This window comes from Streptomyces venetus (assembly GCF_039540295.1).
GTDB lineage: Bacteria > Actinomycetota > Actinomycetes > Streptomycetales > Streptomycetaceae > Streptomyces > Streptomyces venetus.
On sequence record NZ_BAABET010000007.1, the window covers coordinates 530,882 to 554,595 of the forward strand.

The 23,714-nt window shown below is 71.8% G+C and carries 21 protein-coding genes; 7 read left to right on the forward strand and 14 right to left on the reverse strand.

Annotated features, from left to right (window positions below; all coding sequences use genetic code 11):
* Nucleotides 1-81: 81 nt before the first annotated feature.
* Complete coding sequence (locus ABEA82_RS25045; protein WP_345663868.1) at nt 82-783, reverse strand: response regulator; 702 nt, start codon at nt 781-783, stop codon at nt 82-84.
* A gap of 601 nt (nt 784-1,384) precedes the next feature.
* Entirely contained in the window at nt 1,385-1,774 is a 390-nt protein-coding gene (locus ABEA82_RS25050; RefSeq protein ID WP_345663869.1) for an STAS domain-containing protein, read from the reverse strand.
* 218 nt (nt 1,775-1,992) lie between these two features.
* Here ABEA82_RS25050 and ABEA82_RS25055 point away from each other — a divergent pair, with 218 nt between their 5' ends.
* From ABEA82_RS25055 to ABEA82_RS25065, 3 genes are all read left to right on the forward strand, one after another.
* Nucleotides 1,993-3,066 carry a zinc-dependent alcohol dehydrogenase family protein gene (locus ABEA82_RS25055; RefSeq protein ID WP_345663870.1) on the forward strand — a complete coding sequence of 358 codons (1,074 nt, stop codon included), beginning with the start codon at nt 1,993-1,995 and terminating at the stop codon, nt 3,064-3,066.
* 23 nt (nt 3,067-3,089) lie between these two features.
* On the forward strand, nt 3,090-3,764 hold the full coding sequence (locus ABEA82_RS25060) for a helix-turn-helix domain-containing protein (RefSeq protein ID WP_345663871.1): 675 nt from the start codon (nt 3,090-3,092) through the stop codon (nt 3,762-3,764).
* A 126-nt stretch (nt 3,765-3,890) separates the two neighbouring features.
* Nucleotides 3,891-4,490 (forward strand): Rv1733c family protein, encoded by a 600-nt coding sequence (locus tag ABEA82_RS25065; RefSeq protein ID WP_345663872.1) that lies wholly within the window; start codon nt 3,891-3,893, stop codon nt 4,488-4,490.
* A 280-nt stretch (nt 4,491-4,770) separates the two neighbouring features.
* On the opposite strand, the gene ABEA82_RS25070 is transcribed toward ABEA82_RS25065, so the two are convergent.
* Both ABEA82_RS25070 and ABEA82_RS25075 read right to left on the reverse strand, forming a co-directional pair.
* Nucleotides 4,771-5,436 carry a CBS domain-containing protein gene (locus ABEA82_RS25070; protein ID WP_345663873.1) on the reverse strand — a complete coding sequence of 222 codons (666 nt, stop codon included), beginning with the start codon at nt 5,434-5,436 and terminating at the stop codon, nt 4,771-4,773.
* Between the two features lie 47 nt (nt 5,437-5,483).
* A complete protein-coding gene (locus ABEA82_RS25075; RefSeq protein WP_345663874.1) occupies nt 5,484-5,942 on the reverse strand; it encodes a Crp/Fnr family transcriptional regulator in 459 nt (152 codons plus the stop codon).
* A 213-nt stretch (nt 5,943-6,155) separates the two neighbouring features.
* Here ABEA82_RS25075 and ABEA82_RS25080 point away from each other — a divergent pair, with 213 nt between their 5' ends.
* On the forward strand, nt 6,156-7,031 hold the full coding sequence (locus ABEA82_RS25080) for a universal stress protein (RefSeq protein ID WP_345663915.1): 876 nt from the start codon (nt 6,156-6,158) through the stop codon (nt 7,029-7,031).
* Nucleotides 7,032-7,056: 25 nt separating this feature from the next.
* Nucleotides 7,057-9,426 (forward strand): glycoside hydrolase family 65 protein, encoded by a 2,370-nt coding sequence (locus tag ABEA82_RS25085; protein ID WP_345663875.1) that lies wholly within the window; start codon nt 7,057-7,059, stop codon nt 9,424-9,426.
* 12 nt (nt 9,427-9,438) lie between these two features.
* On the opposite strand, the gene ABEA82_RS25090 is transcribed toward ABEA82_RS25085, so the two are convergent.
* The 9 genes from ABEA82_RS25090 to ABEA82_RS25130 form a co-directional block, all read right to left on the reverse strand.
* Complete coding sequence (locus ABEA82_RS25090; RefSeq protein WP_345663876.1) at nt 9,439-10,245, reverse strand: ABC transporter permease; 807 nt, start codon at nt 10,243-10,245, stop codon at nt 9,439-9,441.
* Nucleotide 10,246: 1 nt separating this feature from the next.
* Nucleotides 10,247-11,050, reverse strand: coding sequence for an ABC-2 family transporter protein (locus ABEA82_RS25095; RefSeq protein WP_345663877.1), 804 nt, complete (start codon nt 11,048-11,050; stop codon nt 10,247-10,249).
* Between the two features lies 1 nt (nt 11,051).
* Nucleotides 11,052-12,047 (reverse strand): ABC transporter ATP-binding protein, encoded by a 996-nt coding sequence (locus ABEA82_RS25100; protein ID WP_345663916.1) that lies wholly within the window; start codon nt 12,045-12,047, stop codon nt 11,052-11,054.
* 126 nt (nt 12,048-12,173) lie between these two features.
* Nucleotides 12,174-15,044: a glycoside hydrolase family 2 TIM barrel-domain containing protein gene (locus tag ABEA82_RS25105; RefSeq protein ID WP_345663878.1), complete on the reverse strand. Its 2,871-nt coding sequence runs from the start codon at nt 15,042-15,044 to the stop codon at nt 12,174-12,176.
* Between the two features lie 12 nt (nt 15,045-15,056).
* The gene (locus ABEA82_RS25110; RefSeq protein WP_345663879.1) at nt 15,057-15,938 is read right to left on the reverse strand and encodes a carbohydrate ABC transporter permease; all 882 of its coding nucleotides are present in this window, start codon (nt 15,936-15,938) and stop codon (nt 15,057-15,059) included.
* The gene (locus tag ABEA82_RS25115) at nt 15,935-16,900 is read right to left on the reverse strand and encodes a carbohydrate ABC transporter permease (RefSeq protein ID WP_003993908.1); all 966 of its coding nucleotides are present in this window, start codon (nt 16,898-16,900) and stop codon (nt 15,935-15,937) included. Before ABEA82_RS25115 ends, ABEA82_RS25110 begins: the two co-directional genes overlap by 4 nt.
* 20 nt (nt 16,901-16,920) lie before the next feature.
* Nucleotides 16,921-18,183 carry an ABC transporter substrate-binding protein gene (locus ABEA82_RS25120; protein WP_345663880.1) on the reverse strand — a complete coding sequence of 421 codons (1,263 nt, stop codon included), beginning with the start codon at nt 18,181-18,183 and terminating at the stop codon, nt 16,921-16,923.
* 221 nt (nt 18,184-18,404) lie between these two features.
* Nucleotides 18,405-19,661 carry an ROK family transcriptional regulator gene (locus ABEA82_RS25125; protein ID WP_345663881.1) on the reverse strand — a complete coding sequence of 419 codons (1,257 nt, stop codon included), beginning with the start codon at nt 19,659-19,661 and terminating at the stop codon, nt 18,405-18,407.
* A 195-nt stretch (nt 19,662-19,856) separates the two neighbouring features.
* Nucleotides 19,857-20,564 (reverse strand): ANTAR domain-containing protein, encoded by a 708-nt coding sequence (locus tag ABEA82_RS25130; protein ID WP_345663882.1) that lies wholly within the window; start codon nt 20,562-20,564, stop codon nt 19,857-19,859.
* Nucleotides 20,565-20,747: 183 nt separating this feature from the next.
* Between ABEA82_RS25130 and ABEA82_RS25135 the strand changes: the two genes are divergently transcribed.
* Nucleotides 20,748-21,098 (forward strand): helix-turn-helix transcriptional regulator, encoded by a 351-nt coding sequence (locus ABEA82_RS25135; RefSeq protein WP_345663883.1) that lies wholly within the window; start codon nt 20,748-20,750, stop codon nt 21,096-21,098.
* A 124-nt stretch (nt 21,099-21,222) separates the two neighbouring features.
* Here ABEA82_RS25135 and ABEA82_RS25140 read toward each other — a convergent pair whose 3' ends face one another.
* Complete coding sequence (locus ABEA82_RS25140; protein WP_345663884.1) at nt 21,223-22,479, reverse strand: D-arabinono-1,4-lactone oxidase; 1,257 nt, start codon at nt 22,477-22,479, stop codon at nt 21,223-21,225.
* 172 nt (nt 22,480-22,651) lie between these two features.
* Here ABEA82_RS25140 and ABEA82_RS25145 point away from each other — a divergent pair, with 172 nt between their 5' ends.
* Nucleotides 22,652-23,659 (forward strand): hydroxyacid dehydrogenase, encoded by a 1,008-nt coding sequence (locus tag ABEA82_RS25145; protein ID WP_345663885.1) that lies wholly within the window; start codon nt 22,652-22,654, stop codon nt 23,657-23,659.
* Nucleotides 23,660-23,714 lie beyond the last annotated feature (55 nt).

A 23,714-nucleotide genomic window follows, 5' to 3' on the forward strand; every position in this document is an offset into this window, starting at 1 on the left:
GGGTGGCGGGACGCGGGTGGTGTGGTGGGTGCCGGTGCGGTCGGGGAAGGGGTGAGGGTTGCCCTTTCCGGCGGTTGGGGCTCAGCGGATCGGGCGTTCGGTCGGGCCGGGGCGCTCCAGCTGGGACGCGAGGACCGCGGCCTGGACGCGGCGCTGCACGCCGAGCTTGGCCAGCAGTCGCGAGATGTGGTTCTTGACCGTCTTCTCGGACAGGAACAGCTTCTTGCCGATCTCGCGGTTGGTCAGGCCGTCCCCGATCAGGGCGAGAATCTCCCGCTCGCGCGGGGACAGGCCCGCCAGCTCCGGGGCGAGGCCCGGCTCCTCGGCCGGGTCGGCGCGCAGCGAGCGCATCAGCCGGGCCGTGGTCTCCGGGTCGAGCATGGACCGCCCGGAGGCGACGGTGCGCACCGCCGAGACCAGGTCGGAGCCCCTGATCTGTTTGAGCACGTACCCCGAGGCCCCGGCCATGATCGCGTCGAGCAGGGCCTCCTCGTCGTCGAAGGAGGTCAGCATCAGACAGGCCAGCTCGGGCATCCGGCTGCGCAGCTCCCGGCAGACGGTGATTCCGTCCCCGTCCGGCAGGCGTACGTCGAGCACGGCGACGTCGGGGCGGAGCGCGGGGCCCCGGGCGAGCGCGTGCTCGACGTTCTCGGCGTCCCCGACCACCGAGATGTCGGGCTCGGCGTCCAGCAGATCGGCCAGACCGCGGCGCACCACCTCGTGGTCGTCGAGCAGGAAGACCCGGATCGGGTGCTCCTCGGTGAAGGCACGCGGTTCGGTCATCTCGATCCCTCGTTCCCCGGAACGCCTGAAGGACGGACGGCGGACCGCCCGTGACCACGATCATCACGCGCGGTGAGCGGATGTACTAGGGCCGATCGGTCCAGTCCTGCCGACGGAGCAACTCCCGCGCCCCGACCCGCATGACCTGAAGACGCGCTCCCCGCGCCGCGCACCGCTTCCGCCCGGCCCCCGGAGGCCGACTTCGACTGGTCCTCGCGACACCGGGCACGGTCACCGTACCGGCTGCGCCCACCCGTGCCGCCCCTAGCCCTAGCGGCACGCATGCCCGCAGCTGGGTACGTGCGTAAGGGGACGTGTCGGGGGGTGTCCGCCCGCAGTGGGCGGCGCGTGTGACGCCAGTTAGTCGGTCACCGACTTGGTCGCGCCGTTCCGAGGACGGATACCCCCCGGCGCGGCCCCGACCCACCCCACGGCGGCCCCGTGTCCGCCTGCCGCCGCGCCGGCCCTGGGGGAGAGCCGAAAAGGGCGGGGACTGGCGAAAGGGGCGGGGACTTCCGCGATCGGCAACCTCGAGCGGATCGAGGCGTGGGCGGCCGGGGGCGGCCAGGGCCGGGCACGAGTCGGCCACCGTGCGACGCGGTCAGACCGGCGCCCCGTCCGCGGTGTTCGCGGTCGGCGCGGTCGGGGTGCCGGCCACCCCCTCCGGCATGCCGGGAAGCACCTCGAAGACCCCGGCCAGACCGGCGTGCCGCAGGACGCGCCGGAGGAAAGTGCTGTCGGTGACCAGCCGCAGCCGACCGCGCCGGGCCAGCACGCGGTTGCGCGCCCGGCACAGGACGCCCAGCCCGGCGCAGTCGATGAAGGACACCGGGCGCAGGTCCAGCACCAGGTCGGGGCGGGGTCCTGCGGTCAGCAGGTCGAGGCGCGCCCGCAGGGCCGGTGCCGTGAGCAGGTCGATCTCGTCGCGCAGCATCACCACGCGTGCCGTGCGTTCCGTTGGCCGCGAGGCGGATCCGCCGGGGGAGTACATGCCCCCCAGCAAAGCGCGGAGAGCGGGCGGCGCGGTAGGGCCGAACGGCCCCGGTGCGGCGGGCGGCGAGGGTGTGCGAGGTGCGGTGCCCGGCCCGCGAGGCCCTGTCCGGCGTGCGGATGGGGCCGACCGGCCCAAGCGCGGGACACCGGTCCGCGCCAAGCTGGAACCGCAGTGCAAACCGGGCACATCGCCCCCGCGAGGAAGGTGGGAACGCCATGAGGGGCTACGTCTTCCACGGCCCCGGACAGTCCGCCTGGGAGGACGTCCCGGATCCCGGCACCAAGGAGGCGACCGACGCGATCGTGCGGGTCGACGCCGTCACCATCTGCGGAACGGACCTGCACATCCTCAAGGGGGACGTGCCCGAGGTACGCCCGGGCACCGTGCTGGGCCACGAGGCGGTCGGCGAGATCGTCGACGTCGGCGGCGACGTGCACACGGTGCGGCCGGGGGACCGGGTGCTGGTCTCCTGCATCACCGCCTGCGGCCGCTGCCACTACTGCCGCGAGGGCATGTACGGCCAGTGCCGGGGCGGCGGGGGCTGGATCCTCGGCCATCTGATCGACGGCACCCAGGCCGAGTACGTTCGCGTGCCGTACGCCGACCTCTCCGTGCACGTGCTGCCCAGCGTCCTGGACAGCGCGGACGCCGTGCTGCTGGCCGACATCTTCCCTACCTCCTACGAGGTCGGTGTGCTCAACGGGCAGGTACGGCCCGGCGACACCGTCGCCGTCGTCGGCGCCGGGCCCATCGGACTCGCGGCCATCGCCACGGCCCGGCTGTTCGCACCGGAGCGGATCGTCGCCGTGGACCTCGCCGCGCCCCGGCTGGACGCGGCCAGGCAGCTCGGCGCGGACGCGGTGGCGGACGCCCGGGAGGCCCCCGAGCAGCTGATCGCGGACCTCACCGACGGGCTCGGTGCCGACGTGGTCGTCGAGGCGGTCGGCGTCCCGGAGACCTTCGAACTCTGCACGCGCATGGTGCGGCCCGGCGGGCACGTGGCCAACATCGGCGTGCACGGCAAGCCCGCGACCCTGCACCTGGAAGACCTGTGGACCAGGAACGTCACCATCACCACGGGCCTGGTGGACACCTACTCCACCCCCACGCTGCTCCGGATGGCGGCCACGGGCCGCCTGCCCACCGGGCGGCTGGTCACCCACACCTTCCCGCTGACCGACATGGAGGAGGCGTACGACGTCTTCGCCCGCGCCGCCGACACCGGCGCGCTCAAGGTCGTGCTCGGCGGAGAGCGGCACGAGGAGGTCGTCCCCTTCCGGGCGGCCTGACGAAGGAGAAGAGGTGACGTGCCATGACCGAACAGGCTCCGTCGCACGCCGTGGAGGGGCGCCCGGCGGGCGACCTGGGGCGCCGGATCACCCAGCGGCGTACGGAACTCGGCCTGACCAGGAAGGAGACGGCGGCGCGCGCGGGCATGGCGACGGCATACCTCCAGTACCTGGAGGAGCAGCCGACCGCGGCCCCGGGCACCGGCTCCCTCCTCAAGCTGGCCGGGGCGCTGAGGACCACGGTGTGGCATCTCACCGGCGGTGACACCGAGCTGCCCGCCGGCCTCGGACGGGCCGCCCGCACCCCCCGGTTCACGGAGCTGACCGAAGCGGAGTGCCGCTCCCTGCTCGCGACGCACGGAGTGGGGCGGCTGGCCGTGATCACGGACTCCGGGCCGGTCGTCGTGCCGGTCAACTACACCGTCGTCGAGGGCGCGATCGTCTTCCGTACCGACTCCGGCAGCACCCCCGCGGAGGCGGCCGGCCGCCAGGTGGCCTTCGAGGTCGACCGCATCGACGAGGCGTTCAGCGAGGGCTGGAGCGTGCTGGCGCGCGGTCCGGCGAGGGCTGTGACGGATCCGGAAGAGAGCACCCGGCTCGACATGGAGGCGTACAGCACCCCGTGGGTGGGAGGCCGGCGCGAACTGTGGCTGAGCATCGAGCCCGTGGCCGTCACCGGACGCCGGATCAGGGTCTGACCGCCCGCGGTCCGGGGGTCCGGGGCCGGGGTCTTCGCGCTGCCCGGCGCGAGGGGCACGCTGCGAGAGGCGAGCCGGGGCAGTGGCGGCGCAGACTGGAAGCACGCCCGTGAGGGGTGAAACGCGATGACGGAGACGCGCCGAAGGAACGTGGGCAGGGTGCGGCTGTGGCGGTGGCGGAACAATCCGCTGCGGCGGCGCAGCGACCGCATCGAGGCCTGGATCGTGCTCGTCGCCCGCGTCCTCGCCGTGCTGGGCGGGGTGCTGGTGGGGCTGGCCGCCGCCGGGGCCACGGACGGCGCCCTCGCCGCACAGCGCGCTCACGCGCATGCCGTCCCGGCCGTGCTGACCCAGCAGGCGCCGAAGACCCCGCAGGTGTCGACGGACGGCTCCGACGGCGACACGGTGTGGGCCACGGTGCGCTGGACCGGTCCGGGTGGCGGCACGCACACCGGACGGACCCAGGTCGAACCGGCCGCCGCGGCCGGAACCCGGGTGACGGTGTGGACGGACCGCACCGGCGCGCTGGTCGACGAGCCCCTCACGCCGACGGAGTCGGCGTTCCAGGCGGCTGCCACCGGCTTGCTGGCCGGATCCGGCACCGCGGTCGCGGTCTGGGCCGGCGGACGACTCGCCCGCGCGCGACTGGACCGGCGGCGGCTGGCGGCGTGGGACGCGGAGTGGGAGCGCGTCGGGCCGCAGTGGAGGAAGCGGATGACGGGCTGAACGGAACGCCCCGCCCGTGCCGGCGACCGCACGTCACTCAATGGGACCGGCGGTCGCCGTAACAGGACCGGCGGTTGCCTGAACGGGACCGCCGGTCACCTGAAACGGAACGGCCGGGCGCCTGAACCGGACCGCTGGTCACCTGAATCAGAACCGCCTGGCTCCTGAACCGGACCGACGGTTGCCTGGAACGAGGTCGGCGGTCGCCGGGAACGGACCCGCCGGGCGCCGGGAACGGACCCGCCGGGCGCCGGGAAGGGGGCCGCCGGGCGCCGCGCGGCTAGCGCGGTTCGCTCCGGGCCGGGAGTGCGGTCAGGTGGAAATCGACGTCCACCACGCCCTCTACCGCGCGGACCAGGCGGGCCGCGACGGGTACGAGTGAGGTGTCCCGGACGTGGCCGGTGAGGGTGACGACTCCGTCACGCACCCGCACGCCCACGGGCCCGGCGGGCGCGGGGAACAGGAGGTTCACGACCACGCGGCGGACCTCCTCGGCCAGGTCCTCGTCGGTCCGCAGGAACACCTTGAGCAGGTCCGCCCGGCTGACGACGCCTTCGAGGAGGCCTTCCTCGTCGACGACCGGCAGCCGCTTGACCTTGCGCTGGGCCATGATGCGCGCGGCCTGGGCGAGCGTCGCATGGGTGTGGACGGTGACGGCCGGGGAGCTCATCAGGTCCCGCGCCGTCATCCCGCCCGCCTTGACCAGGTCGGACAGCCTGCTCAGCTGGGTGAACCGGTCCGGATCGCTGTCGCGGAACTCCTCCTTGAGCAGCAGGTCGGCCTCGGAGACGACCCCGATCACCCGGCCCTCGCCCTCCAGGACGGGCAGCGCGCTGACCTTCCACTGCTGCATGACTTCGACGATGTCCTTGAACGCGGCGTCACGTCCGACGGCCACGACGGTGTGCGTCATGACGTCGCTGACGATGTGCGGGCTGCCGTTCATGGCTGTCCTCCTCCGGTGGCCGGGGCGCGTACCGGGGCGGGGGCCGCTCACATCGGGCTCCCGCCGCCGTAAGGGGCGTACAGGTCGAGCAGCCGGGCACGTGACGCGTGCAGCCGGTCGGCGACCACCCGGCCGACCCAGGACGCGATCGCGCGTCCGAACTCCGGGTCCCGGGCGCACAGGGCCCGTACGGCCTCCGCGTCGAACTCGTAGGCGCGCACCGGGCTCATCGCCTCCGCGCCCAGGTGCCAGACACAGGGCGCGAAGTGCCACGACCAGCCGACCAGTTCCCCATGGCCCAGGGACTCGACCACGGCGGCCCGCCGGCCCGGGACACGCAGGTCGAGCACGACCGTCCCGGTCCGCACGATCCAGAACCGGTCGGCACGCCGGCCTTCCTCGAACAGGCGCGTGCCGGCGTCGAAGGACACCTCGCGGGCGACACGCATCAGCCGTTCGCGATGCTCGGCCGTGAGGCCTGCGGACAGGTTGGTGGTGGAGGTCATCACCGGGCTCCCTTCAGCTCCCGCCGCGGCCGGGGGCCGCTGACTTCAGCGTGTGCGCGGCGCCCGCGTCGCACCACGGGCCGCCCGGCCCCGGCCGAGGGCCCTTGGTCCCTGACCGGGGCCCGACCGCCCCCTCGCGCCCGGCGGCCGACGGTGCGACGGTGAGAGTGGCTCTGCAGACTGCCCGAGCACGAGGCGGTGGGGACGATGATGATGGAGCTTCCCCTGGTGGTGGGCGTCGACGGGTCGGACGGCAGCCTGCCGGCGATCGACTGGGCGGTGGACGAGGCCGCCCGGCACGGTCTTCCGCTGCGGCTGGTCCATGGCTCCCTCTGGGAGCGGTACGAAGGCCTCGCCCCGAAGGTCGGTCCGGACCGCCCCGCCGCGCAGGTGATGGCCGACCACATCGTCGCCTCCGCGGCGGAGCGCGCCGGACGGCGCAACCCGGACGTGAAGGTGTCCACCGACGTCCACCTCGCCGACGCGGCGGACGCCCTGCTGCACGAGGGCAACAACGCCACCGCCCTGATCACGGGAGTGCGGGGACGCGGCCCACTGAAGGGACTGCTGCTCGGCTCCGTCGGACTGGCCGTCGCGGCCCGCGCGCACTGCCCGGTGATCGTGGTGCGCGGCGACCGGGCCGGCCTGGCCGGCACCCACGAGCGGATCCTGCTCGGCGCCGGAGAACCCGACACGAGTGAGGAGGCGGCGCGGTTCGCCTTCCGTGAGGCCGAGGCCCGCGGGTGCGTCCTGGACGTCGTCCGGACCTGGCGCCGCCCGGCGTACCGGACCGCCGGCCCGGACACGCCGGCCGACGCCCCCGGCCAGGACCACGGCAAGGAGGCCGGCACCGGGCTCGACGAACTCGTCCGTGACGCCGTGGCCGACCACCCCGGCGTACGGGTCCGCCGCGCGACGGTCGAGGGCCCCGCCCGCGAGGTGCTGGTGCACCGCTCGGCCGCGGCCGACCTGGTGATCGTCGGAGCCCGGCGCCGGCAGGGCCACTTCGGGCTCCAGCTCGGCAGAGTGGCCCACACGCTGCTGCACCACGCCCAGTGCCCCGTGGCCGTCGTGCCGCAGCGCGTCTAGCGGCCCCGAGGGAGGCGACCGCCCTGTGACGGACCGGATCTGGGAGTACGAGGGGTACCGCCCCGAGCAGGAGCGGCTGCGGGAGTCGCTGTGCACCCTGGGCAACGGCTGCTTCGCCACCCGCGGGGCGCTGCCCGAGTGCGCGGCGGACGACGTGCACTACCCGGGCACCTACGCGGCCGGCTGCTACGACCGGCTCACCTCACAGGTCGCGGGACGCGCCGTCGAGAACGAGGACCTGGTCAACCTCCCCAACTGGCTGCCGCTGCGCTTCCGCCTCCCGGGCGGCCCGTGGCTCACGCCGGACACGGCGACCGTCCTGGACCACCGTCAGACCCTGCACCTGGACTCGGGACTGCTGGAGCGCCGTACCCGCTACGCCCTGGGCCCGGGGCAGGCGCTGGCCGTACGGCAGTGGCGACTGGTGCACATGGCCGACCCGCATCTGGTGGCACTGCGCACCGAGTTCACCGCCGAGGGCTACGCCGGTGAGCTGGAGGTCGAGGCGGCGATCGACGGCGGAGTCACCAACAGCGGGGTGCCGCGCTACCGCGCCCTCGACGGCCGCCACCTGACCCATACGCACATCGGTACGGCCACGCCCGGCACGGTGTGGCTGCGCTGCCGCACCCGCACCTCCGACATCCGGATCGGCATGGCCGCCCGGCTGACCGCCCCGGCACCGATCGCGGACGCGCACGAACCCGCGCGCGCCGTGCAGCGGCTCACGCTGTTCCTGACCCCCGGCCGCACCGCCACCGTCGACAAGACGGTCGCCCTCCACACCTCGCGCGACTCGGCGATCAGCGACCCGCTGCGGGCGGCCGTGGAGCGGGTGAGCGCGGCACCGGGCTTCGACGGACTGCCGGCCTCGCACCGCACCGCCTGGAACCAGCTGTGGCGCCGGGCCGAACTCGACGTCCCGGGGGAGGCGGGAGCCATTCTGCGCCTGCACCTGTTCCACGTGCTGCAGACGCTCTCCCCGCACACCGCTGACCTGGACGTGGGCGTGCCGGCCCGCGGACTGCACGGCGAGGCCTACCGCGGGCACGTCTTCTGGGACGAGCTCTTCGTCCTGCCGTATCTGAACCTGCACTTCCCCGAGGTGTCCCGCGCCCTGCTCCACTACCGCCACCGGCGCCTGGACCGGGCCCGCGCCGCGGCCCGGGCCACCGGCAGGCGCGGGGCGCTGTACCCGTGGCAGAGCGGCAGCGACGGCCGCGAGGAGACCCAGCAGCTGCACCTCAATCCCCGCTCGGGCCGCTGGCTGCCCGACCACACCCACCTCCAGCACCACGTCGGTTCCGCCGTCGCCTACAACGTGTGGCAGTACTGCGAGGCCGGCGGCGACGCCGAGTTCCTCCACACCAAGGGCGCCGAGATGCTGTTGCAGATCGCGCGCTTCTGGGCCGACTCGGCCACCTGGGACGCGTCCCTGGGGCGGCACCGCATCCGAGGTGTGGTCGGCCCCGACGAGTACCACGAGGCCTACCCGGGCGCCGACGGGCCCGGCCTCGACGACAACGCGTATACGAACGTCATGGCCGCCTGGGTGCTCGCCCGGACGCTCGGTGTGCTGCGGGACCTGCCGGAGCCGCGCCGCCGCGAACTCGTCGAGCGCACCGCCCTGGACGACGATGAGCCCGACCGCTGGGAGGACGTCTCCCGCACCCTCCACGTCCCCTTCCACGACGGCATCATCAGCCAGTTCGAGGGCTACGACGACCTCGCCGAACTCGACTGGGACGCCTACCGCGAACGCTACGGCGACATCCGGCGCCTGGACCGGATCCTGGAGGCCGAGGGCGACAGCGTCAACCACTACAAGGCCTCCAAACAGGCCGACGTGCTGATGCTCGGCTACCTCTTCTCACCGGCCGAACTGCAAGAGCTCTTCCAGCGGCTGGGCCACCCGCTGGACGAGGCGGCCTGGCGGCGCACCGTCGACTACTACCTCGCCCGCACCAGCCACGGCTCCACCCTCAGCGGCCTGGTGCACGGCTGGGTCCTGGCCCGGTGCCGCCGCGCCGAGGCCTGGAAGTTCTGCCAGGAGGCCCTGCGCGGCGACATCGCCGACCTCCAGGGCGGCACCACCGGCGAGGGCATCCACCTGGGCGCCATGGCCGGCACCCTCGATCTGGTCCAGCGGGGACTGACCGGCCTGGAGACCCGTTCCGGGGCGCTGTGGCTGGACCCCGTGCCGCTGCCGGAGCTGTCGGCGTACGGATTCTCCATCGCCTACCAGGGCCACTGGGGGATACGGCTGCGCCTGACGAGCGGCGAGCTGGAGATCGCCGTGCCGCCGTCCGACCTCCCCCCGATCGACGTCGAACTGCCCGACCGCGCGGTCGGCGTCGAGCCGGGGGAGACCGCCACGCTCGTGGTGCCCGACTGATGTCGGGCACCGTCACCCGTTGATCCCGCTGTAGTGCCGCAGACTCCACCGCCACACCAGTCGCGCCCCCAGATACGCCAGCAGCCCCAGCAGCGGTGAGGCCGCCGCCAGCCAGTAGGGCACGCCGGTGCTGTGGCCGTGGCCGGTCAGGACCGCCGCCGGGAAGTACGCGACGAAGGCCAGCGGCAGACCGAAGGTGAGGAATCCGCCCACCGCCCTCGGGAGGACGTTCAGCGGGTAGCTGCCGAAGGTGCCGAGGAGTTCCTCCAGCCAGCGGCCCCACATGTCGGCGGCCGGGAAGCGCAGGGACGCACTGGCCACGACCGTGAACAGGGCCGCCTCCAGCAGCATGCCGCCGAGGACGGCCGCGATCAGGTACGTGACGCGGCCCGTCGTCCAGTCCATGTCGCTGCGGGCGAGCGCGCCGGCCATCAGGCCCGTGGCCACCGTCAGGTCTCCGATGGCGTTGGTCGGGAAGAACGCCAGCTGGATCTGGCGGTGGACCGGCATGGGACGCATCAGGTAGATGTCGACGCGGCCTTCCTGGACCTGCCGTCCGGCCCAGTGCATCCGCCCCAGGAACAGCACGAACAGCCCGTGCGCCAGCATCCGCGTCGCCGGGATGAGCAGCACGTCGGAGCTGTCCCAGCCGCCCATCCCGGTGAACCGGGACAGCAGCACCGTGGCGAACACGATCACCGACACCTGCCAGATCGCGCCGATCGCGATCATCAGCAGGAACTCGGTGCGGTACTCCAGTTGCGCGCGGAAGTTGAGCGCGGTGATGCGCCACACGATCCGCAGAGCCTTGAGCGACATGTCAGCCTCCCTGCGAGATCACGCGCCGGGCGGCCCGCCGCCACAGCAGCCGGGTGAACAACGCCAGCACCACGACCCACGCGGCCTGGACCGAGAGCTGGAAGGCCGCGTCGGACAGGGGGATCCGCCCCACGTACAGCGACAGCGGCACGCTCAGCGTGGCCTGGAACGGCAGGAAGGCGCTCATCGTCACGAACCAGTCCGGGAAGAACCACAGCGGCGCGTACACCCCGGACAGCAGGTTCTGCGCGAACAGCAGGATGAGCATCGCCGCGGTGTTGCGGATCGTCCAGAAGCACAACTGGTCGAGCACGAGCATGACGTAGTACAGGACCCACTGGCCGAGCAGCATGCTGAGGACGAACACCCCGGCCACCGCGGCCGACGGGGGCGGCTCGACGATCCCCGCGGCCAGACAGATCAGGTACCCGGTCAGCGCCCACGCCAGCCCGTACAGCTGCTCGCCCGCGGCCCGCAGGGCGTAGTAGCGCTGCGGGGGCAACGGCCGCAGGTACCAGTAGACGATGGTGCCGAAGTGCATGTGCTGGAGGACGGTGTCCCGGCCGGCGTACTGGTCCAGCTCCCGCAGCCGGGAGGCCAGCACGGCCAGTACGGCGTACGTGACCGCCTGGTCGCGGCTCAGCCCCGCGGTCGTACCCGTGTGCGCGTACAGACCGCGCCACAGCGACCAGACCAGCACCACCTGGACGGCCAGCCGCAGGGCGACGGCGGTCATCCGGGGCGGGGCGTTCAGCTCGCCGAGCGGGGTGACGCGGGCGGCGCGCCAGGCGTGCGGCGTGGCCACCTCAGACCTCCTCGACGTGCACGTACGCGGCCCGCATCACGTCCTCCAGGTCCGCCTCGTCCAGGGCGATGTCCGTCACCTCGTACCGCTCGATGACCGCCTTGAGCGCCTGGTGGACGGTGGGTGCCCCGGACCCGTCCGGGCCGAAGACGACCCGCGCGCCCTCGTGCCGCAGCAGCGTGGTCCCGGGCGGCGGTACGACCTCGGCCTGCGGGTCGGCGAGGGTGGCCCGCACCTGCCAGGTCGAGCCGAACTTGCGGCGGATCTCGTCGAGGGTGCCGTCCAGCACCAGCCGGCCGTGGTTGACCAGCACGACCCGCTCGGCGAGCCGCTCGACCTCGGTCATGTCGTGCGTGGTCAGCAGGACCGTACGGCCGCGCTGCTCCACCTGGTGGCGCAGGAACTCCCGCACCTGCTCCTTGACCACCACGTCCATGCCGATGGTCGGCTCGTCGAGGAACACCACCGGCGGGTCGTGCAGCAGCGCGGCGGCCAGGTCGCTGCGCACCCGCTGTCCGAGGGAGAGGTGGCGGACCCGGGTGTCCCAGAACGACGACAGGTCCAGGATGTCGTCGAACTCCTTGAGCCGGGCGGCGTGTTCGGCCTTCGGCACCTCGTAGATGTCCCGCAGGATGGCGAACGACTCGCGCACCGGCAGGTCCCACCACAGCTGGGTCCGCTGCCCGAACACCGCGCCGACGTTACGGGCGTTGCGCTCCCGCTCGCGGTACGGCACCACGCCCGCGACCCGCGCCTCGCCCGAGGTGGGCGTGAGGATGCCGGTCAGGATCTTGATGGTGGTGGACTTGCCGGCCCCGTTCGGGCCGAGCAGGGCGAGGAGCTCGCCCGGGGCCACGTCGAAGGTGATGTCGGAGACGGCGTGCTTGGCCACCCGTTCGGGGTTGACCAGTGATCTGACAGCGCCCAGCAAGCCGGGGCGGCGGACCGTGGTGTGGAAGGTCCGGGACAGTCCCCGGACCTCGATGGCGACATTCAACCGACCCACCGACTTCCGTGTGGTGAAAGCAGTCGCGGCCGGTCGGCTTCGAGGGCCGACCGGCCGCGGATGACGTCCCGACACTGTCGGAATGTCGATCAATTGGTCAATCGATTAATCGGTTTCTTACCTGGCGGTCGAGAACACGAACGAGAACTCCGCCGGCTCCGCCTTCAGGAAGTACTGCGGCAGCGGACCCGGGCCGCACGACTGCGAGCCGATGCCGTGCTGCCCGTGGTCGAGGTTGACCCACACCGTGTCGCCGGGCGTGAGGTCGGTGCGGTGCCGCGCCGCCTCCAGCTGCTCGGTCGTCCAGCGCCGCGCGGTGAACCAGAACTCCGGGTCGCCCTCGATCCGCAGCCCGCCGAGCTCCACCCAGCGGACGTCGGCACGGGCGCCGTTCTCCTGCGGGCGGACGTACGGCGTCTGCAACCCGTCCACCGTCGACCGCCAGCGTCCGATCATGGACGCCGTCCGGGTGTCCGGGTACGCCTCGCCGGGGCCACCGCCGAACCACTCCACCGAGTCGGCCTCCGGCAGCCCGAACCGCACACCCAGCCGGGGCAGCGGCACGTTCCAGTCGCCCTCCGGCGTCACGGAGACCGTCAGCCGCAGCCGCTCGCCGTCGGACGTCCAGCGGTACGCCGTGTCCAGGCCGACCTCGCGGGCCGCGGGCGCCACCCGGGTCCGTACCGTCAGCGCGTCCTCGCCCACCTCGACCGAGGCCAGGCGGTGCCGCATCCGGTGCAGGCCGAGGGTGCGCCAGAGCATCCCGTAGCGGGTGTCGGTCTGCCACTCGGCGCCGTCGTCGTTGTCGGTCGGCGCCCGCCACACGTCCAGCCGTGGCGAACCCACCTCCACGCCGCCGATCGACCGCAGCGCACCGGTGCGCGCGTCGAACTCGCCCGGGCCGAGGGTGATCCGGCCGTCACCGCGCACCGGCCGGTCGGTCGCGGGGACGACCGGCAGCGGCCGGGCCGCGACGGCGAACTGCCCCCACGCCACGACATGGTCCTTCGCGGCCCAGGACGTGTCGTCCGCGAGCAGCGCCCTCACGGTCCACTGCCGCTCGCCGCCCCGGCCGTCCGCGGGCGGTTCCGGCAGCTTCACCTCGGCGCTCTCGCCCGGCACGAGGACCGGCACCGCGAGCGAACCCGACTCGACGGTCTCGCCGTCCACCTGGCAGGACCACTCGAAGGCCAGCGCGGACAGGTCCGCGAAGTCCTGCTTGTTGGTGATCCGCACGGTGCCGCTGGCGCCGTCGCCCTCGATCCGGACCGGTTCGATGACCTTCTTGTACTCGATCAGGCCCGGCGACGGCGCGCGGTCCGGGAAGACCAGCCCGTCGCAGACGAAGTTGCCGTCGTGCAGCTCCTCGCCGAAGTCACCGCCATAGGCGTAGCCCAGCTCGGCGTGCTTCACGCCGTGGTCGATCCACTCCCAGATGAACCCGCCCTGGAGCCGCTCGTGCTTCTCGAACAGCTCCTGGTAGTCGGCGAGGCCGCCCGGGCCGTTGCCCATCGCGTGCCCGTACTCGCACTGGATGAACGGCAGTTCCCGGCGCTTGTGGGTGCCGCCGTCGAGCCGCTGCCCGATCTTCTCGACCTCGTCGTGGAAGGCGTACATCCGCGAGTACACGTCGGTGTCCCGGCAGTTCCAGTCGCCCTCGTAGTGCACCAGCCGCTCGGGGTCCCGCTCGTGGATCCACTCGGCCATGGCGGTGAGGCCGCGCCCGGTGCCGGCCTCGTTGCCCAGCGACCAGAAGACCACCGACGGATGGTTCTTGTCCCGCTCGACCATGCGCGCGGCCCGGTCCAGCAGCGCCGGCGTCCAGCGGTCGTCGTCGACCGGGTTGTCCCGCCAGTCCTGCTCGGTGAACCCGTGGGTCTCCAGGTCGCACTCGTCGATGACCCACAGGCCGTACTCGTCGCACAGGTCCAGGAAGGCCGGGTGCGGCGGGTAGTGCGAGGTGCGCACGGCGTTGAGGTTGTGCCGCTTCATCAGCAGCACGTCCTCGCGCATGGTCTCCAGGTCGAGGGCACGGCCCTTCTCGGGGTGCCACTCGTGCCGGTTGACGCCCTTGAAGAGGACGGCCCTGCCGTTGACCTTGATGAGCCCGTCCTCGAGGACGACGGTACGGAAGCCGATCCGCAGCGGCACTCGCTCGCCGTCCGTCACCAGCACACCGTCGTACAGCTTCGGCGTCTCGGCGGTCCACGGCTCCACCGCGACGGTCACCGGCTCGCCGGTGGCGACGTCGATGTCCAGGGCGGGGACGGTCACCCGCCCGTCGACGTCGGAGTCGACGCGCAGGGTGCCCTCACCGGTGGTGTGGTCGTAGGAGGCGTGCACGAAGAAGTCGCCGACGCTGCCCGCCGGGCGGTGCAGCAGGGTCACGTCACGGAAGATGCCCGGCAGCCACCACTGGTCCTGGTCCTCCAGGTAGGACCCCGCCGACCACTGGTGCACGCGCACCGCCAGGACGTTGCCGCCCGGCTTCAGCAGGTTCCCCACCTCGAACTCGTGCGGCAGCCGGGAGCCCTTGAACTCGCCGAGCTCCGTACCGTTCAGCCAGACCCGGGCGCAGGACTCGACCCCGTCGAACCGCAGCACCGCGCCACCGTCCGCCGGCCAGTCGGACGGCAGGTCGAAGACGCGCAGGTGGTCGCCGGTCGGGTTCTCCGTCGGCACGTGCGGCGGGTCCACCGGGAAGGGGTACAGGTGGTTGGTGTAGATCGGGGACCCGAACGCCCCGTCGCCCTGGAGGACCCAGTGCCCGGGGACCGTGACCTCGGCCCAGTCCCCGGCGTCGAAGCCCTCCCCGGCGAACGAGTCGTCCTCGGCGTCGGCCGTCGCCGACAGCCGGAACCGCCAGCTGCCGTTCAGCGACAGGGACGTGGCGTCCGAGGCCGCGTACCAGGCACGGGGCGGCAGGGCCCCGCTGCCCGGGGAGACGTCCTCGACGTAGTCGACGGATGGGGTCGTGCGGAAAGACATCGGTCTCCTAGCTCAGCCCTTGATGCCGGTCTGCGCGATCCCCTGCACCAGCCAGCGCTGGAGGAAGAGGAAGACGAACACCAGGGGCAGGATGGAAATGGCCGTGGCCATGAAGATCAGGTGGTAGTTGACGGTCTGGTTCGTCATGTACGACGACAGCGCGACCTGGACCGTCCAGGCGCTCGGGTCCTGGCCGATGACCAGGGGCCACAGGAAGGCGTTCCAGCCGTTGATGAAGGTGATCGTGGCGATGGCCGCGAAGAAGTTCAGCGAGTTCGGCACGACGATCCGCCAGTACGCGCCCCAGTAGCCGAGCCCGTCCACGCGCGCCGCCTCCTCGAGCTCCTTCGGGAACCCCAGGAAGTACTGCCGGAACAGGAAGCAGGTGAAACCACTGAAGAGGCCCGGGATGATGAGACCCCGGTAACTGTCCACCCAGCCGAGTGACGAGACCAGAACGAAGCTGGGCACGAAGGTGACGGCCGTGGGAACCATCAGGGTCGCCAGGACGGCGTAGAACACCTTGTTGGCGTGCTTGTAGGGGATCCGCGCGAGGCCGTACCCGGCCATCGAGCAGATCAGCAGGATGCCCGAGGTGTGCAGGACGGCCACGACCACGGAGTTCCACAGGGCCCGGGCGAAGTCGACGGTGATGTCGTCGAACGGCTCGCTGAAGTTCCCCCACTGGATGGTGGTGGGGAACCACTTCCACTCCTCGCCCGTGATCTCCGGGTCCGTCATCAGCGAGTTGCGGACGATCAGATAGAACGGGATGAGGAAGAGCAGGCCCGCGACGCCGGTCGCGATGTACAGGCCGGTGTTTCCGATGACGCCGCCGCGCTTGGCCTTGACCGGCTCGGCGGTCTTCCTGACGTCGGGTGCTGTGGTGGTCACTTGGACTCCTCACCCCTTCCGAAGCCCATGATCTTGCCCTGGAAGAGGGTCACGACGCAGATGAGCAGGGTCAGGACGACCGCGCCCGCGCTGCCCGCGCCGTAGTTCTGGTTCTGGCCGAGGGCCATCTTGTAGAGCTCGACCAGCGGCGGCTGGCCCCAGGTGGCCTTGCCGAGCAGGTTGAAGAACTCGTCGAAGGCCTGGTAGGCGGCGACCAGCAGCAGCAGGATCACCGCGGTGGAGGTGGCGCGCAGCTGCGGCAGCGTGATGTGCCGGAAGGTCTGCCAGCCCGGCTTGGCGCCGTCGATGGAGGCGGCCTCGTACAGCTCCCGCGGGATGTTCTGCAACGCCGCGATGAAGAGGATCATGTAGAAGCCCGACTGGAGCCAGAGGCGGACGGTCACGATGACCAGCCAGTACCAGGGTGGGTCGGGGTTGGCGAGCCAGGCGATGTTGTCGATGCCGAACCAGCCGAGGAAGGTGTTGGCCAGGCCGAAGCGGACGCCGTTGAAGATGGACATCTTCCAGATCAGCGCGGCGGCGACATAGCTGACCGCGGTCGGCAGGAAGAACACCGACCGGAAGAACGCCCGCATGAACCGCAGCCGGTTGACCAGCAGGGCGAGTCCCAGCGACATGGCCCAGGTGGCGGGCACGATGAACGCGGCGAACACGGTGAACGTGACGAGCGAGTTCCGGAAGTTCGTGTCCGTCAGGACCTGCTTGTAGTTGTCGAGGCCGACGAACTCGCTCGGCGTGACCGTGAAGCGTGCCTCGAAGAAGCTGAGCCAGATGCTCCAGCCGATGGGTACGAAGACGAAGATCACCAGGCCGATCAGGAACGGGCCGGTGAAGAGCCAGAAGTTGAAGGTGCTGCTCGCCCCGAGGCCCCGCCGCGGCCGGGCCTTGGAGACCTTGGCCGGGGCGGGCTGGGCGACCCCGCGTGTGGTGGTGGTCGACATGTCGAGATCCGTCCGGCGGCCTAACCGAAGAGCTTCTTGAGTTCGGCGTTGACCTTCTTCTCACAGGCGTCGAGCGCGGCCTTCGGGTCGCCGTTCTTGCGGACGGTGTTGGCGATCACGTCCCAGAACGCGGCGATCATGGCCTGCGTCCAGCCGATGTTGTCGAAGTGACCGAACTCGTTGAAGAGCTTCACGCCCTCGGCCGGCAGGCCGGACTTCAGCTTGGTCGCGGACGCGGCGAGCGAGGTGCGCGGCGGGATGTGGAAGCCGTAGGAGGTGGCGAAGTCCTCCTGGTACTTCTTCTGGTCGATCCACAGCCACTTGACGTATTCCTTGGCCGCCTCGACGTTCTTGCCCTTGGCGTTGACGAACATCGACCAGCCGCCGTTGTAGACCGACGGCTTGCCGGCCGAGCCGACCTTCGGGAACGGGAAGATGCCGATGTCGTCGCCGAGCGCCTTCTGCATGGCCGGCATGGCCCACATACCGCACCACTGGATCGCGGTGAGGCCCTGGATGAAGGCCGACGGGTCCCACGAGTCGGCGGGGGCGTCGAGGAGCAGGTTGCCGCTGGTGAAGAGAGCGCGCAGCTGCTTGAGACCGTCTGCGACGGCGTCGGTGTTGAAGGCGGGCTTGTTGTCCGCGGTGAGCGTGTCGGCACCGGCCGACCAGATCAGCGGGCGGTCGATCGACGTCAGGTCGTTGCCGAGGAAGAGACCCTTGACCTTGCTCGTGGTCAGCTTGTCGGCGGCCTCGATCAGCTCTTCCAGCGTGGTCGGAACCTGGACTCCCGCCTTCTTGAACAGCGAGGGCCGGTAGAAGAGGAACTGGGGGTCGTCGATCATCCGGACGCCGTATATCTTGCCGTCCACCGTGTGCGACTTGATGTCGGCCGGGTTGAAGTCGTCCTTGACCGGGTCGATGATGTCGCTCAGGTCGGCCACCTGACCGCTCTTGACCATCTGGATCTGCGGGTGGAACTCGAAGACGTCGGGCGCGTTCTTGGTGAGCAGGGCGGCGAAGAGCTTCTGCTCGTAGTTGTTGCCGGTGATCCACTGGGTGGTCACGTTGGCGTCTTTGTAGGCCTTCGCGTAACCCTTCACGGCCTGCTCGACGCCCGCCTCGCCGTACGCGTGGAAGTACTGGACGAGGGCGTCGCCCGAACCTCCGCTGCTGCGCCCGGTGTTGCTGCCGCACGCGGCCAGTCCGCCGGCGGCGGCCAGTCCCATAGCGGCTCGCAGTACGTTTCGGCGGTCCCAGTTCATGTTGCTCGATGCCGACATGCTGACGTCCTTGTCTCGAGTGCGGCTGCGGCTCTGCGGCTCACTGCCTGATGGCTCACGGCCCGGGGGCTCGCGCCAGATGGCTCAAAGAGAGGGTGCGGTGCGGGACGCTAGAGCTTCGGCTAAGGCTTCGGCAAGGGGTTGGACGAAGTCTGTTCGAAGCGTTGTGTCCGGTTCGTGATTTCGAACGAGTGGGGGTGGTGGAGGAGGTGCTTCCGCCGCTACGAGGGAGGTGTGGCGGTGGTTCGGGTTCGGCTCCTCACGGGGGTGGTGCGTTTGCCGTTCTTCTGCCCGACGGCCTGCAGTGCGCCTTCGAGCGCGAACGTCGCCGCGCCCAGGCACACGGGGTCGGTCGGGATCGGGGAGAGGACGATCTCGGTGGCGGCCAGGGGCCGTGGCAGCGCGTGCCGGGCCACGGCCTCGCGCACCTCGCGCAACAGCGGTTCGCCCAGGGCGATGCCGACCCAGCTGCTCAGCACGACGATCTCGGGGTTGAACAGATTGACCAGGTCGGCGACGCCGGCGCCCAGGTAGCGGGCGGTCTCGTGGACGACCTGGCGCGCCACCGGGTCGCCCGCCGCGACTCCGCGTGCCAGCGCGTCGATGGTCGCCGTCTGGTCCTCGGGGTGCAGCAGCGCGCTGTCGGGGCTGAGTTCGCGCAGGTTCATCATGATGCCGCGCGCGCCGACGTAGGCCTCCACGCAGCCGTGGTTGCCGCACCGGCACAGCCGCCCGTCCAGCACCATCGTGGTGTGGCCCCACTCGCCGGCGCTGTTGCTCACACCGCGGTGCAGTCCGCCGCCCAGGACGAGCCCGGCGCCGACCCCGGTCCCGAGGTTGACCACCACGGCGTTGCCCCGGCCGCGCGCGGCCCCGAACCACAGCTCGGCGACGGCGCCGGCGCGCAGCGGGTTGTCCAGGTACAGGGGGTAGGCGATGTGCTCGGTGAGCAGGTCCAGCAGCGGTACGGCGTGCCAGTCCCAGTTGGGCGCGTACTCCGAGATGCCGGTGGCGCGGTCCACCTGTCCCGGCACGCTCACGCCGACCCCGAGCACCCGGGCGCCCTCGATGCCCGCCTGGGTGACCACCGAGCCGACGGCGGTGGCCACATGGCCGACCACCTGCTCGGGCAGGCTCTCACTGGCGCGGACGTCCTCGTCGGCGCGGGCCAGCACGTTCAGCCCCAGGTCGAACAGCTCGACGTGCACGTAGGTCTCGGCGATGTCGACGCCGATCAGTGCGCCTCCCGAGGCGTTCACCGCCACCAGGCCCCGGGGGCGTCCGCCGGCCGAGTCCTCGAAACCGACCTCCGTGATCATGCCCAGGTCCAGCAGCTCACCGACGAGTGTGGCCACGGTGGCGAGGCTGAGGCCGGTGGCGGCCGCCAGCTCCTGCCGGGAGGTGGGCGACTCGGCGATGATCTGGCGCAGCACCTCGTAGCGGTTGGCGGTGCGGATGTCACGTGATGTGCGCTTCACCGGGTGCCCCATTCCTTCCCAGACCGGCCCTGGCCGGGTCGACGTCGGCACCGGCGCGGCGCAAGGCTATGGGCTGCCGGGACTTTCGACAAGGGGTTTGGAAAGGGGCTTTATAAAGTGCGATCCGGGTGAGGGCGGAGGGTGGCCGACCGTGGCCGGACCATGATGCCTCAGGCTGCGTGACGGCAGGGTATGTCAGTCCCCGTCCCGGGCGGGCCCGCCGGACGGGCCCGCCGCGGCGTCGTCCGGCGTGTTCGCGCCCGCGTCGGCGACAGCCGCCGCGAGTTGCTGCTGCACCCGCTCCGGCAGGGTGCTGCCGCGCACGGTGCCCACCAGGTCGCGGGCCAGGTGGTGCAGCTTGAGGTTGGTGTACTGGGATGTCCTGACCAGCACGCTCCAGGCCGCTTCGGGGCTCAGGCCGAAGGAGGCCATCAGGATGCCGCGGGCCAGGTCGATGGTCGGCCGGGTCTGCATCGCCCGACGCAGCTGCGCCACCTCGGTACGCAGCTCCCGGTCGCCGTCGGCCTGCGCGGGGAAGGCCGGGAGCGCCCGCGGACCGGAATCCGTGAACAGCTCCTTCGTGCCGGTCAGTTCGAGAACCCGCCCGACCGGGCGGCCGGTGGAGCGGACGGTCAGGGACTTGCCCTGGTCCAGGGCGCGCATGCGCAGGTCGAGCAGTGTGTTGACCCCGGAGCAGTCGCAGAACCCGACCGCGTCCAGGCGCAGGTCGATGCCGCTGCCCGACAGCGTGAGGATGTCGTACAGGTCAGGCAGGAGCCTTCGGCTTCCCAGGTCCAGTTCGCCCCAGAGGGTCACGGTCATCCGGTCGCCGTCCGGGATGACGTCCATGGTCGCCATGCACGGCGGGAGCGCCTCCGGCGTGCTGTCGCCCGCCGCGGGCACGGCATCCCCCCGCGTGTGAGACCGCGCAGAATACGCAGGCTCCGGCATGGCCCTGTTCTCCCTCGTCCGCTCGCCCCGCCTCGACTTTCCAGCGTTGCCTCTCTACCCCATACACGTCAACCGATACATGAAACGTAGTACGTGTTTTTGAATGCGTGTACCCGAGGTCGGTAGAGTTGGGGTATGGATGGAGTGCCCGAGCCACACACCGGATGGACGTTCGTCACCAACCATGCACGGGTGTTGGCGGCCATCGCCGACAACCACAGCGCCCGCATCCGGGACATCGCGGCCCACTGCCGGCTCACCGAACGCGCCGTGCAGAAGATCATCGCCGACCTGGAGCAGGACGGCTATCTCTCCCACACCCGGGAGGGCCGCACCAACACGTACCGGATCGACCCCGGCAAGGTGCTGCGTCACCCCGCCGAGGCAGGGCTGACCGTGGCGGCGCTGCTCTCCCTGCTCGTCAAGGACGAGGTCGACCGCGTCACGACGACGGGCACCCGAGACCTGCCGCGCGCCGCGACCTGACGCGCGGGCCGCCCGCCGTGGCCTGCCGCGCGGGACCCTCCCCCGTCCGGGTAGCCCGCCGTGGCCTGCCGCGTGAGATCCCCCGTCCTGGCGGCCCGCCGTCGCCTGCCGCGCGGGCGCCCGCCTACGCCTCCGCGAGCACCTGCCGCACGAAGGCGTTGGCGAACTTGCCGTGCGGGTCCAACTCCCCGGCGAGGGCCCGGAAGTCGCCCAGCCGCGGATACAGTCCGCGCAGGGCGGACGCGGACAGGGTGAACACCTTGCCCCAGTGCGGCCGCGCCCCGTAGGGGGTCAGCGCCTCCTCGACCCGCCGCACCACCGGCAGCACCGCCGCCGTGTCCTCGACCCAGGTGAAGTGTGCCGCCACGGTGTCCCGGCCGTAGGAGGGGCTCAGCCACTGGTCGTCGCCGGCGACCGTGCGCACCTCGCAGGTCTGCAGGACGGGGGCGATCGTCCCGCGGATCGCGTCCAGCGCGTGCAGCATCTCCACGGCGTGCCCGCGCGGCAGCAGGTACTCCGACTGCAACTCCGCCCCGCTGCTCGGGACGAACTCCGCCCGGAAGTGCGGCAGCCGCTCGTGCCAGGGCCCCGGCACGCCGAACTGCTCGGTGCAGTTGACCGCGGGCATGCCCGGCACGGGGTGCATCTTCTCGGTGGCGGGAGGCGCCCAGGGGAAGGCGGGCAGCGGCTGGTCGGTGCGCCGCTTGAGCCACACCTGCCGGAAGCCCGGCTCCCGCCAGTCGGTGAACAGGCTGACGCTGTAGCCCGTCGCCATCACCGTCTCGAACGTCCCGGAGTCCAGGCCCTCCAGCGGCAGTTCGGTGAACACGTGCTGCTCGGCCTCGTAGGCCGGCTCCAGGTCCAGGGTGAGCGCGGTGACGACGCCGAGCGCGCCGAGTGACGTGACGGCCCCGCCGAACCGCTCCTCGTCCCGGCCTATGGTCACGGTCGAGCCGTCGGCCGTGACCAGCTCCACCTCGCGCACGGACGCCGAGAGCGGGCCGTTGAGCACCCCGGAGCCGTGGGTGCCGGTCGCGACCGACCCGGCCACCGAGATGTGCGGCAGGGACGCCATGTTGTGCAGCGCGAGCCCCTGCCCGTGCACCCGTCGGGCCAGCTCCGCGTAGCGCACGCCACCGCCGACCCGGACCGTACGGGCCACCGTGTCGACGTCCACCTCCGGCGGCAGGCCGGCCAGCGACAGCAGCACCCCCTCGGCGCCCGGCTCGGCGATCTCGTTGAACGAGTGCCCGCTGCCCAGGACCCGCACCCGGTCGCTGTCCGCCACGAGCGCGCGCAGTGCGACGAGCGAGCCCGGCCGGTGCAGTTCCTTGGCGGTGTAGGTGATGTTCCCCGCCCAGTTGGTCACGGTCCCGTTCATCGCGTCGTCCTTCCCCGAGGCAGCGGGGACCGGGAGAGCCCCCGCCGGAACCTACCTCGGCAGGTCTTCCGTTGCCCCCGCCGCCCGGCTCGGCCTACCGTGGAGATGTTGTAGAGAGCGGTTTCTGTCCGCTCCGTCTCCCCAAGTGCCGCCGAGCCGGAAGGTCACCCCCTTGAGCCAGCGCCCCCAGGCACTGTTCGCCATGGCCGCCGAGAACGTGCCGCAGGTCTTCCCGCCCGAGGTGCTGGCCCGGCTGCGCGAGTCCGTGGACATCGACCCCGCCCTCGTCGTGCGGGACTTCACCGACCCGGGCGTGCGCGACGCGCTGGCCCGGACCGAGATCCTGATCACCGGCTGGGGCTGCCCCCGGATCGACGAGGCCGTCCTCGACGCGGCTCCCCGGCTGCGCGCCGTGCTGCACTCGGCCGGGTCGGTGAAGTCCTTCGCCCACCCCGAGATCTGGCGGCGCGGCATCGCCGTCTCCACGGCGGCCGCGGCCAACGCGCTGCCGGTCGCCGAGTACACCCTCGCCATGATCCTGCTCGCCGGGAAGGACGTCCTCGCCGCCCGCGAGCGGATGCGCGCCGACCGCACCTCCTCCGGCTGGAGCGTCGTCCCGGGCATCGGCAACTACGGCCGCCGGGTCGGCGTCATCGGCGCCTCCCGCATCGGCCGCCGCGTCCTCGACCTGCTGCGCCCCTTCGACCTGCGGCCCGCCCTCACCGACCCGTACGTCGACGAGCAGGAGGCCGCCGCGCTCGGCGTCCCCCTGCTGCCGCTGGACGACCTGCTGCGCACGAGCGACATCGTCACCGTCCACGCCCCCGAGACACCCGAGACCCACCACCTGATCGGCCGTCGCGAGCTGGCCCTGATGCCCGACGGGGCGGTGCTCGTCAACACCGCCCGCGGCGCGCTGGTCGACCACGACGCCCTCGTCGCGGAACTGCGCACCGGGCGCCTGACCGCGATCCTCGACGTCACCGACCCCGAGCCGCTCCCCGCCGACTCGCCCCTCTACGAGCTGCCCGGAGCCTTCGTCACCCCGCACCTCGCGGGCTCCCAGGGCAACGAACTGGCCCGGCTCGGGCTGACGGTCGCCGAAGAGGCCGCGCGTCTGCACGCGGGAGCACCGCCGGCCCACGCGATCGACCTGGCATCCCTGGAACGCGTGGCCTGAGGCCGACACCGGAAGGCTTTGTGGACCGTCCCCTCCGACGGCACCGGCAGGCCCC